Origin of the sequence: Streptomyces sp. NPDC014656, assembly GCF_043084305.1 — a bacterium.
GTDB lineage: Bacteria > Actinomycetota > Actinomycetes > Streptomycetales > Streptomycetaceae > Streptomyces.
In genome coordinates this window covers 679,194-693,875 of sequence record NZ_JBIBZN010000001.1, presented here as the reverse complement: position 1 = coordinate 693,875, position 14,682 = coordinate 679,194, and the positions used below count along the sequence as shown (strand labels likewise).

General features: G+C 74.6%; 6 protein-coding genes. 2 read left to right on the top strand and 4 right to left on the bottom strand.

The window, feature by feature from the left end; all coding sequences use genetic code 11:
- Positions 1 to 13: 13 nt before the first annotated feature.
- The gene (locus ACF1ED_RS03130; protein ID WP_391756636.1) at positions 14 to 916 is read left to right on the top strand and encodes a helix-turn-helix transcriptional regulator; all 903 of its coding nucleotides are present in this window, start codon (positions 14 to 16) and stop codon (positions 914 to 916) included.
- Between the two features lie 103 nt (positions 917 to 1,019).
- Here the strand turns inward: ACF1ED_RS03130 and ACF1ED_RS03125 are convergent, their stop codons facing one another.
- From ACF1ED_RS03125 to ACF1ED_RS03115, 3 genes are all read right to left on the bottom strand, one after another.
- Entirely contained in the window at positions 1,020 to 5,141 is a 4,122-nt protein-coding gene (locus ACF1ED_RS03125) for a S8 family serine peptidase (protein WP_391756635.1), read from the bottom strand.
- 232 nt (positions 5,142 to 5,373) lie between these two features.
- On the bottom strand, positions 5,374 to 8,670 hold the full coding sequence (locus tag ACF1ED_RS03120; protein WP_391756634.1) for a S8 family serine peptidase: 3,297 nt from the start codon (positions 8,668 to 8,670) through the stop codon (positions 5,374 to 5,376).
- A 166-nt stretch (positions 8,671 to 8,836) separates the two neighbouring features.
- A complete protein-coding gene (locus ACF1ED_RS03115) occupies positions 8,837 to 9,247 on the bottom strand; it encodes a hypothetical protein (protein WP_391756633.1) in 411 nt (136 codons plus the stop codon).
- Between the two features lie 600 nt (positions 9,248 to 9,847).
- On the opposite strand from ACF1ED_RS03115, the gene ACF1ED_RS03110 reads away from it, so the two are divergent.
- On the top strand, positions 9,848 to 13,177 hold the full coding sequence (locus ACF1ED_RS03110) for an ATP-binding protein (protein ID WP_391756632.1): 3,330 nt from the start codon (positions 9,848 to 9,850) through the stop codon (positions 13,175 to 13,177).
- Positions 13,178 to 13,545: 368 nt separating this feature from the next.
- On the opposite strand, the gene ACF1ED_RS03105 is transcribed toward ACF1ED_RS03110, so the two are convergent.
- Entirely contained in the window at positions 13,546 to 14,559 is a 1,014-nt protein-coding gene (locus ACF1ED_RS03105) for a LuxR family transcriptional regulator (protein ID WP_391756631.1), read from the bottom strand.
- Positions 14,560 to 14,682: the final 123 nt, after the last annotated feature.

Sequence of the window (14,682 nt, the reverse complement as noted above, 5' to 3'; positions counted from 1 at the left end):
CGACACTGGAACCATGTCGTCCGCACATGGAACCCAGCCCCGGCAGACCGCCGGCGCCGCTGCCGCCACGCCGTCCCACCCCTCCGACGCCGTGACCGATCTCGCTCTGCGCAACCGGTTCGCCGACCTCCAGGCGGAGTTGCGCCGGGCCGACGACTCGCTCACCCGGGTCCTCACTCAGTGGCGCCCGGAGTCTGTCCGGGCCGAGGAGCTCCTGGTCGAGTTCGTGGAGGGCAGGACGGCGCAGGCCCTCCGCCTCAACGCCCTGGAGTACGCGGCCCGTCGTTCCCTCTGCGTCTTCCAGTCCGGTGCGAACGCCGTCGCTCCGGTGCCGACCACCCTCTCGGAGGACGCGGGCGAGGAGGAACGCTCCATGCCTGAAGGCGACTCCGGGGCCGATCTGCGCGGAGAGGAGCCGGCGGACGACGAGAAGCTGCCGTTGCGCCGGGACGGGAACACCGTCGCCGCCTACCGGGTCGTGGTGGACCGGGCGTTCCTCACCGAGCCGGCGGCACTGCGGGCGCTCGACGAGCGGCTGCTGCTCGGTCACCAGGTGCGGGTGGTCGACCATCCGCTGACCAAGCTCGTGGTCGCGGACGAGGAGACCGCGATGGTCCAGGTGGAGCCGGGGCGTTCGGTGGTGCTGCGGCCGCCTCTCGTCGCGCTCGTGACCGAGCTGTTCGAGTCGGTGTGGCGGCGGTCCCGCCCGTATCTGCGGGAGGACGGCGACCTGGACCCGACGGACCGCAAGCTGCTCCAGCTGATGCTCTCCGGTCTGACGGACGCGGCCACGGCCCATCAGCTCGGCAGCTCGCCGCGGACGGTCCAGCGGCGGTTGCGGGCCCTGATGGACGTGGCGGGCGTCTCCTCCCGTGTCCAGCTGGGCTGGTACGCGATGCGGAACAACTGGGTGTGAGGGGTGGCGGGCCCCCCACGGCCCCGCCACCCCTCACGTCGTGCGCCGGCCCCGCGCGGACCGCTTGGGGTTCGCCCCCGTCGGGCCGCGCGTGGCCGACCGGTCACATGAGCGCCACGTAGTCCTCCAGGGTCCGGCCCCGCAGCCGCTTCACCGGGTCGGTGTACCGCTCGGACATGCTGTTCTGCCGCAGGTAGTTGGTGACCACCCAGGCCATGTCGGCGGCGTCGACGACGCCGTCGTGGTCGATGTCGGCGGCCCGCAGGCCGGTGCCGCGTGCCGCGTGGACGGCGGCGGCGTCGCGGACGTCAATGACGTCGTCGCCGTTGACGTCGCCGGCGAGGAGCGCCGCCCGGGAGGAGGCGCCGGTACCGGCCAGGCCCCAGGGTCCGCGCAGCGCGAGGTCGATCTCCTCCGACCATCCGAAGTGGCCGGGCACCCGCACGTCGAAGCGGTGGGTCCCGTCGGAGGGGGCGAGCCCCGAGACCGACATCCGGCCGGTGCGGTCCGCGGTCAGTGCCGTAACGGTGCCGTCGGGCGCGGTGAGGGCGGCTGCGATGTCGTCGGCGCTGTGGTCGCGGGCGGCGTTGTAGGCGCCGGCCTCGGTGAGCAGGCCCTGGACGGCGGGCCGGGCCCCGAAGGAAGAGGTCGGGGCGAGCATCCGGACCGCCCCGTAGAACTGGATGTTCAGCACGGTCCGGACGCCCTCCGTGTCGACGACCGTGGTGGTGCCCGTGGCGAGGCCCGCCGACCCCGTCTGCCAGCCGCCGGTCACCTCGTAGGTGACCTTCAGGAGCGGCATGGAGTCGTCCGTGATGCCCTCGGCATCACCGACGTCGACGGTGACGGTGCTGTACGAGGACGCGCCGGCGGACACGTCGGAACGACGGACGGCCGACGGCGCGTGGGCCGCCAGTTCCGGCGTCGGCTCGACGCCCACGAGCCGGATGTTGCGGTCGTCGTAGCGGATCTGGGAGGTGAAGGTCCGCAGTCTCCTCAGCTCGTGCGCGGTGAGGGTGTAGGTCACCCGGTCGCCCGCACGGGCGGTGGCGGCGCTCGCGTCACCGACGACGTACGGGGTGCCCTCCTTGACGACGTTGAGCACGCGGGTGGCGCCGATGTTGCCGGCCGCGTCGGCCGGCCACAGCTTGACGAGCGCGACGGGGACGACGGGCTGGATGGCCACCGAGCCGCGCACCGTGCCGTCTTCGGTCGCGGCGACGTGGCCGGTGGGGGCATTGGGGCTGTAGAGGGAGTAGTAGAGGACGTTGTCGTCCTGGCCGATGTCGAGGCCCGACGACCGGATCGCGTCGGCCTCGCCGTCCCGCAGGGTGCCGTTCAGCTCGAACGACGATGCCGTCGGGGCGCGTTCGACGACCTGGGGGTGTGCCGGGTCCCAGGCTCCGTAGGAGTCCTCGTAGCGGGGAGCCGCGTTGTCGACGTAGACGCGGCGCAGTTCGCTGTCGGTGCCGCCGAAGGCGTCGGTTCCGACGATGCGGAGCTGGTGGGCGCCGTCCTCCATCCACCGGCCGCGCGGGTCGACCGGGGTACCCTCGTCGCCGGTCAGCGGGTAGTACCAGGCGCCGACGGTGGCGGGGCCGTACAGGACTCCCTCGGTGAGGCCCGTGGTGTTGACGCCGCCGACGTAGCCGATGTCCACGCCGCGCTCGTCGGTGAGGAACACGTCGATGCTGCGCAGCTCTCCGGCCATCCGCAGGTCGAAGGTGGCGGCGCCGCCGCCGACCGCGCCCTCCGCGGTGGCGCGTCCCGTGGACATCACCGGCTTGGTCATGACGACCTCCTCGAAGCCCGACGGCGCGACGCGCAGCCCGAAGGGGACGCGCAGTGTGCCCGAGGCGCCGGCGGTGAGCGGCGTGAGGACGAGGAAGCCCTCGTAATGGCCGACGGGAGCTCCGGCCGGGACGTGCAGGGTGGTGCGGACCGGTACCTTGCCGCGGGCTCCGACGGTCACGCGGTCGTCGGTGGTGAGGGTGACGCCGGCGGCCCGCGCGTCCTGGGAGGCGCCGGAGCCTCGGGTGAAGGCGGCGGACACGCGGTAGGTGCCGGGCGCCCCGGCGGTGTTGACGAGGTCCATGCGAGCGGCGCGGGTGGTGGCGCGGCCCGGCGGCAGCACGCCGAGGTCCAGGGCGCCGGTGCGGTGCTCGATCTCGGTCGGTGTGCCGTCGAGGCCGGTGGAGGCCGTGCGGGCCGGGACCTGAAGGGTGGTGCGTGCGTGGACGGCGGCGTACGGGTCGACGGCTCCGGCGCCCGCCTCGAAGACGCTCGGGTTCCCGGGGAGCGGCACGGCCGTGTTCATCAGGGCGGTCTTCACGTCGTCGGGGCCCATGCCGGGGTCGTGCTGGAGCAGCAGGGCCGCGGCGCCCGCGACGTACGGGGCGGCCATGGAGGTGCCGCTCATGCGGGCGTACGCGGTGGTGTGGTCGCCTCCGGCAGGGTCGACGGCGTCGGCCGGGACGGAGGACAGGACGCTGACGCCGGGCGCGGTGACCTCGGGCTTGATGGCCGAGGTGCCGTAGACCGGGCCGCGCGAGCTGAATTCGGCGAGGGAGCCGTCACCGAGCCGGAAGGTTCCCGCGGCGGTGAACGAGACCTCGCCCCGGACGGCGGCAGCGGCGAGGGCGGCTCCGTCGGCGGCGGTCAGGGAGAAGGCAGGGACGTAGGAGGGCTTCTCGCCGAGGTAGGCCGGGATGTGCCCCTCGTCCGCCTTGTCGTTGACGAGGAGGACGGCGGCGGCGCCCATGCTCCGCGCGCGGCTCACCTTGTCGTCGAGGCTGGTGCCGCCGCGCGTGACGAGGACGGCGCGGCCGGTGACGTCCTTGCCGGTGTAACCGGCGGCGGCGCCGGTGCCGACGTCGGTGACGCCGAGGCCGTCGCCCCGGGTGAGCGCGTCGAGGGCGTCTCCGAAGGGCTGCGCGAGAAGACGGCCCCCGACCCGGACGGGACCGGCGGCGAGGGTGTACGCGGGCAGGGTGAGCGGCGCGGCGTGGGCGCCGACGGTGATCGGCAGGGCGGCGGCACCCGGGGTGCCCAGGGTGCCCGCGGACGGGCCGCTGTTGCCGGCGGCGATCACGGTCGTGACACCGGCGAGGACGAGGTTGTCGGCCGCGACGGCCTGCGGGCTGAGGGGGTCGTTGACCGCGGCGCCGAGCGACATGTTGACGACGTCCATGCCGTCCTCGGCCGCGCGGTCCATCGCGGCGATGATGTCGCTGGTGCGGCCCGTGCCGTACGGGCCGAGGACGCGGTAGGCGTGGACGGAGGCGCCGGGTGCGACGCCGTGCGCGGCGCGCTCGGTGGAGGTGTCGCCGCGGCCCGCGACGATGCCCGCGACGTGGGTTCCGTGCGCGGTGTAGTAGGTGGAGCCGCGGTTGGTCTCGGCCTGACCGGACGCCTTCCAGTCGGCGTACGTCGTCTCCATGGGGTCGGTGTCGTCGTCGACGAAGTCGTATCCGCCGGCGTAGACGTCCTTCAGGTCGGGGTGACGGTGGTCGATGCCGGTGTCGATGACGCCGACCTTGACGCCCTTGCCGGTGACGCCCTCGGCGTGCAGGCGGGCCAGGCCGTCGTCGTGGTCCTGCCCGCCGATGTCGGCGGCTCCGGCCGGGCCGGTCTCGGGGTCGGACAGTGCCCGGACGGCGGTGTCCTGCCAGACGGCCGTCACGCCGTCCTGCTCCAGGAGGTCGGCTATCCGGTCGCCCGGCACGCTCAGGCTGACGCCGGTGAAGCTCCGGGTGTAGGTGCGGCGCACGCGGGCTTCGGTCCTGGCGCCGGCCTTGGCGCCGGTCGCCGGGAACAGCCTGTCGAGCGTGGTGCGGAAGTCGGCGTGCGCCTTCGTCACGGCCCCGTGGGCGTCGGCTTCGCTCAGTTCCCGGCCCTGGCCCGCGGCGAGCAGTCGCGCGGTACGGGCCGGGGGCGTGCTCAGCCGCACGATGACGTCGACGGGCTCGTCCGAGCGCAGCACGGCCTCGTCGGTGATGTGCGGGCCGTTCAGGTCCAGGGCGGCCATGCGGTGCAGCGCCTCGGTCTCCTGACGGCCGAGCGAGGCGAGGAGGGAGCGGGCGCTCGTCGCCGGGGCTGCCGCAGGGGGCTCGCCGCCGGAGTCGGCGGCATCAGCGGCCGTCGCGGGCCCGGTGGTTGCCAGGGAGGCGAGCAGGACGGCCGCGACCGCCGTGGCGAGGCGTCTGCGGCCGGGTGGGTTCGTCATGTTCCTGGCTCCGCTCTGGTCCGTGGGGCGGGGTCTCCGTCAGCACGGGGGTTGGACGGTCGGATGACGCACGATCATGGCCATTCGGAACGCCGGGCACCAGTTCGAGCGGTGGCGAATCTCCGCCATGTCGAGATGTCGTCAGCGTGAGGGCCGGATGCGGGGCCGACCCGGTCCCGGCACCTGCGGTTCAAAGTGCCGGGACCGGGTCGGCGACGGTGTCGCTTCACCCTCACTTCCCCGCGCGGACTCCGAAGGCGCGGATGACCGTCTGGGTCAGGGTGCTGCCGTCGCTCGCCTCGACCGTCACGCGGAGCGAAGCGGACGCGGCTCCGTCCGGGGCGGTGACGTCGGCGTGCTCGGGAGAGGCGCCCTGGGCGGGCCGGACGCCGACGGGGTGCCATGTGGCGCCGTCGTCCCAGCTGACGTCGAGGGTCGTGCGCCGGACCGTGGCCCCGGCCGCGCCCGGCGCACGCTGGACGGCGAGGTCCACGCGGGTGGTGGCACCCGGGGCGACGCGGCCGTGGTCGTCCAGGCCGCGCGGGGCGAACCGGACGGCCATGAGCGGCAGTACGGTGCCGGTCCCGTCGTCGGTCGCCGAGTCGAAGCCCCACTCCGTCCGCACGCGGGTGGAGAGTTCCGCGTAGGACTGTGCTCGGACGACGTCCGCGGTGAGCGTGTAGCGGCCCTCGGGCGCCGGGACGCTCGTGCTCGTGCCGGCGCCCAGGGCGTTCCACGAGCCCACCCGCACTCCGTCCCGGGACAGGGCCATCGTGCCGGTGGCGCCCCAGTCGGTGCCGCCCCGACCGCCGTCGCCGTCGACGAGCCACGGCATGGGGCTCCACAGCATGGTGTCCCGGACCCGTCGGAGGGGTGCCGCGGGCAGCGCCGGGCCGACCACGGCGGTCCCGAAGCGCAGTTCGCGCCCTTCGCGCGGACCGAAGGCCGTCGACGGCGTGACGAAGGACTGACGGCCGGCGACCGTGGCGCGGTCGAGCCAGTCGCCCTCCGTGCGGTAGTCGTGCACCGTCGAGGGGAAGGCCACCGGCTGGTCGATGTGGACGGGGAGCATCGCGCCGTGGTCGGGCGCCACCGCGGTCGTGCCTGCGGACGGCACACCCTGGGCGTCGAACTCCATTCGTACGTCGGTCAGTTCGCTTCGTCGGGTGGCGAAGGACGGCGTGGCGGGCACGCCGCCGTCCCAGGTGCGCGTCACATGGTAGAAGAACGGGCTCGGTGCCACCGACGAGGCGCCGTCGGCCGCGAGCACGGCGAACGTACGGTACGTGACGTCCGCGTGCGGGAACGCGGTCGCGTACAGGGACGAGCCGGCGGCCGCTCCCGTGGTCACCACGCTCATCGTGTACGTGCCGGTGCCGGCCGGCATCGCGAGGGCGGCCTGCATGGCCGTGGCCCGCGCCCCGGCGTCGTTCACGTCGACGCGGACGGGGGCGGCGGTGCGCGCGTCGAGCTCCACCGCGGTGTCGGCCGCGGGCGTGACGGAGGTCGCGGCGAGCGTGGTGGTGCGCTCCGCGCCGGTGCCGCCGATGATCGTCATACCGACCCAGTACTCGGCCTCGGGCACGGTCACGGAGCCGGTGCCGCCGCTGAGCCGGACCGGGTAGCGGTCACCCGTCCAGCGACTGACCAGCAGTGCGGTGCCGGTGGCGGGCGTGCCGTCGCGGTTCACGGCGCGCACGGTCACCGTGCGCGCGGGGACGGGGCTGTCGACGCCTAGGAGGGTGCGGGTCACGCTCCGGCCGTCGTGGGAGGCGGTGAGCACGGCGGACCACGGCCCGTGCGGCAGCAGCGAGGCGCGTGTGGTGACCGTGACGCCGGCCGTCCCGTGAGCGGGGACGGTGACGCGGTCGCGGTCCACCGAGAACTGAGCGGCGTTGCCCGGCTGGGCCGTCGGGGAGAGGGGCGACTCGACGGCGAGGTCGAGGGTCGTGTCGGTGTCGCCGGAGTTGGTGAACGTGACGGTGTGGCCGGTGTCCTTGCCCGAGCCCAGCGACCAGCCGGTGGTCGTCGTCAGGTTCGCGGGCGTGGCGAGGATCGTCCCCTCGACGGCGCGGCCGACGTCGACGCGGCCGGCGCCCTGCTGGTAGGGAGACCGGCCCGGGGTGGGTACGGCGGTCCCCATCAGCGCGGCCTTGAGCCGTTCGCCCGTCCAGTCGGGGTGGGCCTGCGCGAGGAGCGCGGCGGCGCCGGTGACGTGCGGGGTCGCCATCGACGTACCGCTCTTCGCGGTGTGTCCGCCGCCGAGCTTCGCGGCGACGATGTTCACGCCGGGTGCGGTGACGTCGGGCTTCACGGCGTTGTCGTGGGGGCGCGGGCCTCGGCTGGAGAAGGGGGCGAGGCGGTCCTGCGCGTCGACGGCGCCGACGGCGAGGGCGGCGTCGGCGGTGGCCGGCGAGCCGACCGTGCCGGTGCCGTACTCGCCCTCGTTGCCGGCCGCGACGACGAAGAGCGTGCCGGTCCGCGCCGACAGGTCCTCGATCGCCAGGACCGCCGGGTCGTCCGCGTCGGCGGGGCCGCCGAGGCTCATGTTGACGACCTTGGCGTGGGCGGTGTTCACCGCCCAGTCGATGCCGGCGAGCACGGCGGACGTGGGGCAGGAGCCGGTGCGGTCGCAGACCTTGCCGACGGCGAGGCCGGCGTCGGGCGCGACACCGCGGTACGTGGCGTCGACGCCGGCGATCGTGGAGGCGACGTGGGTGCCGTGCCCGTTGTCGTCCTCCGCGCTTCCGGTGCCGGTGAAGTCGGCGGAGCTCGTCACGCGGCCGGCGAGGTCGGGGTGGTCGGAGTCCCAGCCGCTGTCGAGGACGGCGACGGTGACGCCCTCGCCGGTGTAGCCGTCCTGCCAGGCGCGGGGCGCGCCGATCTGCGGAACGCTGCGGTCCAGGGCGACGCGCATCCGCGCGTCGAGCCAGATCTTGCCGGCACCGCCCGCGAGGGACCGGCCGGCTCCCCCGCCGGTCAGCCGCTTCCAGGTGGCCGCCGCGTCGGAGCGGTCGCGCGGCGCGAGGGAGGTCATGCCGAGGCGCGGCAGGGAGCGCCCGGGGCGCGCCGCGGTTCCCGCCGCGTCCCTGGCCTTCCGCGAAGCGGTGTCGCCCTTGGCGTGCTGGACGATCAGGCCGACGGCGTCGGTGGCGGGGGTGCCGCCCTGTGTCCCGTACCCGGCGTCGAGGAGGTCGCCGACGTCGAACAGGCGGGGGTCGAGCCGGCCGGTGGCGAGCAGGGGTTCGGCGTCGGAGGGCACGACGGTCACGTCGTCCTCCCCCACACTGCTGGTGGTGAAGGTGATCCCCTCCCGGCCGGGTGCCGGGGAGACGGTGGCGGAGCGGATCGCCCCGTCGGAGCGCTCGACGGTCACGGTGTCGCCGGACGGCAGGGGGACGGTGACGGTGGTGAGGGGCGCCGCGGCCTCGGAGGCGCCGGGCTCCGGTGGCGGCGCGGACCGGGCGACGGTGGCGGGAATCAGGGCTGCTGCGGTGGCGACGACGGCCACGACGGATCTCAGGTGCACGGAGGGGGCTCCAGGTGATCGCAGGGGAGGGACCCGCCGATGCTGGCAGCGCGGACGGGCTTCGACCGTGGCCGTGGGGTGGCGGGATGGCGACGCGACGCAGAGTCGCCACGGCTCCCGCCTACGCCTCCGCCCCGCCGTAGGGGACCGGCGGGGCGGAGGAACGTCAGTCGGTGTTCAGATCGTCCGGCGAGCCGGTGAAGTCGACCGCCGTGGTGGCGGAGCAGCGCTCCGTACCGGTGTCGTCCAGCCGGTACCGGTACACCGGCCGGCCTTCGATCCGGACGCGGTCCGCGTGACGGCCGGTGCTCGGCACCGTCGCCACCACCCGGCCGTCGCGGACCACGTCGACCTCGGCGGGCCGGTACGTGACGACCAGGGACCGGTGGCCGAGACCGTCCGCCGTCAGGCCGAGGAGGAACTCCAGGGTGGCGGTGTCCGCCCAGTGGGCGTCCTCCAGGACCAGGACGTCCACGGCCATCCTGTCGAGGAGTTCGGCGAGGGCACGGAACAGCCGGTGCCGGGTCGCCCCTGCGGTCTCCAGCGGTTCGAGAGGGGCGGCAGCAGCCGGGCCCACTCGGGAAACAGGGGCCGCAGGGCACCGGCCAGGGGACTGAGGCCGACCGGCGCCCGGTCGACGCGGCACCGTACGCCGTCGACGATCGGCCCGAGCGGGAACGGCTCCGCCAGGGGCGGGGCGGTCGCCCACAGCACCGTCCGCCCGTCGAGGGCGTCAAGGCGCCGAGGCTGTGCCGCACCAGGCGTGTCTTGCCGATCCCCGGCTCCCCTGCACGACGACGAGCGCGGCGCCCTCACGTACCGCGCCGATCAGAGCGGCCGTCTCGGCGTCCCGCCCGACGAACGCCGGCGCGCCGCCGGTAGGCCCGCTCAATGGCTCCGCCCGCCTGCCCGCCTCGGCCTCGTCCTCGGACCTGCCGGGCCGCGTTCAGCGGTGATCACGGCAGAGCCCGGGAGACCGGCAAAGGCCTCGGACCGGTGAACCATCGCCGAAGGACGCCGGCCTCGCCCGTGCCCCGCTACGCACACGGTCTTCCAGCCGGGTGCGATCCCACCCGGCGCAGCCGTCTGGACGGCGTGCCCAGTACGTCGGTCCGCCGGCGGTCGGCCAGGCCCGCGTACGCACGCGCAGGAGTCGGGGTTTAGTCTGTTTCGCCTCATGCACACGGCACACTCCCCCAGCACGGCCACCGCGCCCCCTCTGCTCCGCCTGCACCTCCTCGGCGGCTTCCGGGTGACACGTGATGGCGGCCCGCCCCTCGCCGACCGCTGGCCCCGTCCCGGCGCCCAGGCCCTGGTCAAACTGCTCGCCGTCACACCCGACCACCAGCTCCACCGCGATCAGGCCATGGAGGCGTGCTGGCCCGGAGCGGACCGGAAGGCGGCGGTCAGCAGCCTGCGCGTGGCCCTGCACACCGCCCGCCGCGCGCTGGAGCCGGAGCTGGCGCCGCGCGCCGTCTCCTCGTACCTCACCAGCGACGGCGTCATGCTCAGGCTGGATCCGCACACCGTCTGGGTCGACGCCGACCACGCCGAGCGGCTCGCCGCCGAAGCCCTGGAGCAGGGGCCTGGCCCCGCACTCGCAGAGGCTCTCACCGCGTTCACCGGCGAGCTGCTGCCCGAGGACCGGTACGCCGACTGGGCCGAGGAGCCCCGGAAACGGATCGGAGAACTCCGTGACCGGCTGCGGCTGGCGCACGGGACCGCGCTGCTGGAGCAGGGTGCCGCCGAGGAAGCGGCCGACGCGGCCCGGAAGGTCCTCGACACCAGTCCCTCCGAGGAGCGCGCCCATCAGCTGCTGATCAGCGCCTACCTGAGGCAAGGGCTGCGGCGCCAGGCCATATCCCAGTTCCACGCGTGTCGCCAGGCCCTGGACGTCGAGCTGGGCATCCGTCCAGGTCCGGAGACCGAGCGACTCCACCTCCTCGCTCTCGACGGTCCGGGAGGCGGGGCGCTGTCCACCCGGCCGTCCGGCGTCACCCTGCCCCCCGCTCTCCGCACTCCTCCGCCCGGTCCGCTGCACGGCCGCGGCCGCGCGCTCGCGGAACTCCTCTCTCCCGACGCCTGCCCCGTGCAGCTCCTCGGCGGGGAGGCGGGTCTCGGCAAGACCCGCCTGGTCACGGAAGCCGCGCGGTGCGCCGCCGAAGACGGCGCCGTGGTGCTGTGGGGCGCCGGTCACGACGCCGAGGGGCACACCCCGTACGGGGCGTTCGTGGAGGCGCTCGACGGCTGGCTCGCCGAGCGGCCGGCCACCGAACGCGCCCGTGTCGGTGCCGACTACCCGGAACTCGCCGTACTCCTGCCGTCCCTCGGCCGCACCGGTTCGGACACCGCCCGCAGCCCCGAGGACGAGCGCGACCGGCTCTTCACCGCCACCGCCGCCCTGCTGCGTGACCTCGCCGCCTCGGCGCCGGTACTCGTCGTCCTCGACGACCTGCACGCCGCCGACACGGGCTCCTTCCACCTGCTCGGCCATCTGGCCCGCCGCTCGGCCGGCGCCTGGCGCTTCGCCGTGACCTACCGCCCGGAGGAGCTTCCCGACGACGATCCACGCCGGACCGTGCTCGATGGCCTGCGCCGGTCGGGACTGGCACGGCACGTCGGTCTTGAGCGGCTCGGGCGGGACGACTGCCTGGCCCTCGCGGCCGGCGTGCTCGGTCTGCCGCCGGGGTCGCCCGTGCCGGAACGGGTGTGGGACCTGTCGCTGGGCAACCCGCTCTTCACACTGGAGCTGGCTCGCGAACTGATGGAGGGCGGCGGGAGCACAGCACCCGAAGGCGTACGGGAGCTCGTCGCGGCACGACTGTCCCGGCTCGCGCCCGTCGCGCGAGGCGTCGTCGAGGTCGTCGCCGTCGCCGGGGGGCACGCGGCGCTGTCCGAGGTCCTGGACGTCACTTCCTCCCTCGCCGTCTCCCCCGGGGACGGGCCCGTCGCCGCCGAGGCCGCCGCCGGAGCGGAGGCCGCCGTATCCGCGGCGATACTCACCGAGCGTGACATCGTTGTCGACGGGCGCACGGTCGACGGTCTCGCCTTCCGCCACCCGCTCATCCGGCTGACCTGCTACGAGCGGCTCTCCGCCGCCCGCCGCCGCGTACTGCACGCCTCCTACGCGGACGCCGTGCGCAGCCGCCGTCCCGACGCCGTCGACACCCTCGCAGCACACCTCACCCGGGCCGACGACCCGCGTGCCACCGCGTACCTGCGGCAGGCCGCAGAACGCGCCGCGGCCCTCTGCGCCAACGACACCGCGGACCGCTACTACACGGAACTGACCGAGCGCCTCGACTCCCTGGCCGCCGAGGCCGCCTGGGCGCGCATCGACCGGGGTGCCGTGCTGCGGCGAATGGGCCGCTACGAGGACGCGGCGACCGTACTGCGCGAGGCTGTGGAGGAACTGCGGCGCCGTGGCGACGAGGACGGTCTGGTCCTCGCCACCGGTCGCCTCGCGGAAGTGCTCGTCGGCATGCGGAACGCCCGGGAGGGCCTGGCCCTGCTCGACGCGCGGACGCCCACAGCCGACGTCAGGCCCCAGTCCGCCGCCGCCCACCACGGGAGCCGGGCCCTGGCCTGTATGGTCCTGGGCCGCTACGAGGAGGCGATCGACGCGGCCGGCGATGCGATCGAGCGTGCAGAGGAGGTAGTGGGCGCCGAACGACGCGCCCTGCTGGCCCGCGGCCTGTCCCTGCGGGCGACCTCGCTCGCGCTGGCCGGACGGTTCGCCGAGACGGGCCCGGTCGTCGAGGAGGCGCTCCCGCACGCCGAGGCGTTCGGCGAACCCTGGCTGCTGGGGTCGGTGCTGTCCGTACTGCGCGAGCAGGCCCGCCGGTCCGGCCGGCTGCGCGAGGCCATCGCCACCGGCCGGCGCGCGCTGGCCCTCTCCGAGCGGACCGGCGACCGGTCGGGCGTCGCCTTCGAGCAGGCCAACCTCGCCGAACTGCACCTCATGCTGGAGGAGACGTCCGAGGCCGCCGAGCTGGCCCGGGCGGCCGAGCGAGCTCCGTTCGGCTGGTCGACCCCGTACGCCCGGCTCGCCCTGGCCCGGGTCCTCATGCGCAGCGGGGAGGACGACCCCGAGGAGCTGTTCCGGTCCGCCGTCTCCGCCGCACGGGACAGCGCCGACCGGCAGGCACAGAACGAGGCCCGCACCGCGCAGGCAGAATGGTTCATCCACTCGGGCCGGGCCGACGAGGCGCTGGTGCTGCTCGGCCAGGTGACGGGCCACACCCACGTCACCGCGTGGGCGCATCTGGCGGCCGGGCGGCCGGACCGGGCAGTTGCGCTCGCCCGGTCCGAGGTCGAGCGTGCGGCCCGGACGGGCGAGCGGATCGCGGAGACCGCGGCTCGCGCCGTCCACGCCGCGGCGCTCGCCGCACGGGGCAGCGCCGAGGAGGCCGCCGAAGCTTTCGCGAAGGCGTCGCGATTGGCCGAGCTGCTCCCGTATCCGGCGGCCCTGCGCAGGATCAAGGAGATCCGTGCGTCGAGCAGCTGACCTGGGCAGCGGAAGGACCGCCCCTGCCGCGCCGCACCGACCGTCTCCTCCGCTCAAGGGTCGGTCAGCGTGGGATGCACCGCCGACCACGACATCGCAGGTGCCGACGCGGCGAACGAACTCGCGTCCGCGGCCGCCCTTCTCACCACAACGTCGCCCCGACTGGAGGTACATGGGCCTGCTCCTACGGAAGGGGAAGGTGCCGGGGAGACCGCCGTCGCTCCGGCACCGACGGCCCCCGGATCCTACGACCGCGGCGTTACGCGGCCGTTACTGGTTCCGCCGAGCCGGTACGGGATGTCCGCGACCTCCCGCGACCGTTGCATACGGCCCCGCCCACCGCGTCGGCGCCAGGCGGACCGAGGCGATCAGAGCGTCAACCAGCCCTTGCGCAGCGCCTGTACACCGGCCTGGAAGCGGGTTTCCGCGTCCAGGAGCAGCAGAAGGCGCTTGATGCGCCGCCGGACCGTGTGCACGTGCACCTGCAGCCGGCGTGCCATCGCCTCGTCCTTCATGCCCGAGGCGAGCAGGGTCAGGAGTTCACGATCCTCGGCCGTCACGTCGTCCTGCGCGCCCGGACCGATGGGCACCGCCCGCTCCCACACGGACTCGAACAACGGCACGAGCACATGGTGGAGCACGGAGTCCTTGACGACGAGCGCGGCGGCCGTGGGGTCGGCCGCGTCAGTGGGCGGCAGCAGGCTGACACGCCCGTCGATCAGGATCAACTTGGTCGGAAGGGCCGGTGCCACCCGGATCTCGACGCCCTCCTGGGTGAGCAGGTTGAGCCCGCGTGCCCTCCCCGGGAGATCGAGACCCTCGCGATCCACCACCACCCGGACCCGGACGCCCCGTCCCACCAGATCGGTGACCGCGAGCGGAACGGGCATACCCCCGTCGGGGCTTGAGGCATAGGGCGGCCGGTCGAGGAGGGCCAGCTCCCCTCCCGCCGAGGCGAGAAGCGCCTCGGTGCGGGCGACGATCGCCTCGCGGCCGCTCAACACCTCGATGCCGGTGCGTGCTTCGTCGGGCGCTCCGCCCGGGAACCGCGCGGCCAGCCTGTCCACGGAAGCGCTCAGCAGCTCCAGCCGGGAGGACCTGTCGAGGAGCTCCGACCGGCGGACGTGGACGAGCCGGCGCAGCGCGGTGCCCGGCGGGACCGCCTCCGGCAGCGGGCGCCCCGCCGCCGGAGGCAGGACGAGTCCGTGCCGCGCGAGGACGTCGAGAGCGGCCGGAAGCCGGTCGGCCGGCACTCCGGCGGCTCGGGCGAGGGCGGCGAGTGAGGAGGGCCGAGGCGCGGCGAGAAGGGCTTCGTAGAGCTTCAGTTCGTCGGGCCCCAGACCCAGTTCCGCCCAGTCGGGGCTCCTGTCAGGCCAGTTCATGGGGATGGATCATGGACCCGGACGCCGTGGACACACAAGTGAGCATGTCCACTATTCGGCATGCCCGCTCCGTTGTCCGGGCGCCGTCGGCGTACTTCCATGTGGCCACCCCCATCGGACTCC

What these genes read in the sequence shown, in the direction of transcription:
- ACF1ED_RS03130 (WP_391756636.1), top strand. Translation starts at nt 14, where the DNA reads ATGTCGTCCGCACATGGAACCCAGCCCCGGCAGACCGCCGGCGCCGCT.
- ACF1ED_RS03125 (WP_391756635.1), bottom strand. Translation starts at nt 5,141, where the DNA reads ATGACGAACCCACCCGGCCGCAGACGCCTCGCCACGGCGGTCGCGGCC.
- ACF1ED_RS03110 (WP_391756632.1), top strand. Translation starts at nt 9,848, where the DNA reads ATGCACACGGCACACTCCCCCAGCACGGCCACCGCGCCCCCTCTGCTC.
- ACF1ED_RS03105 (WP_391756631.1), bottom strand. Translation starts at nt 14,559, where the DNA reads ATGAACTGGCCTGACAGGAGCCCCGACTGGGCGGAACTGGGTCTGGGG.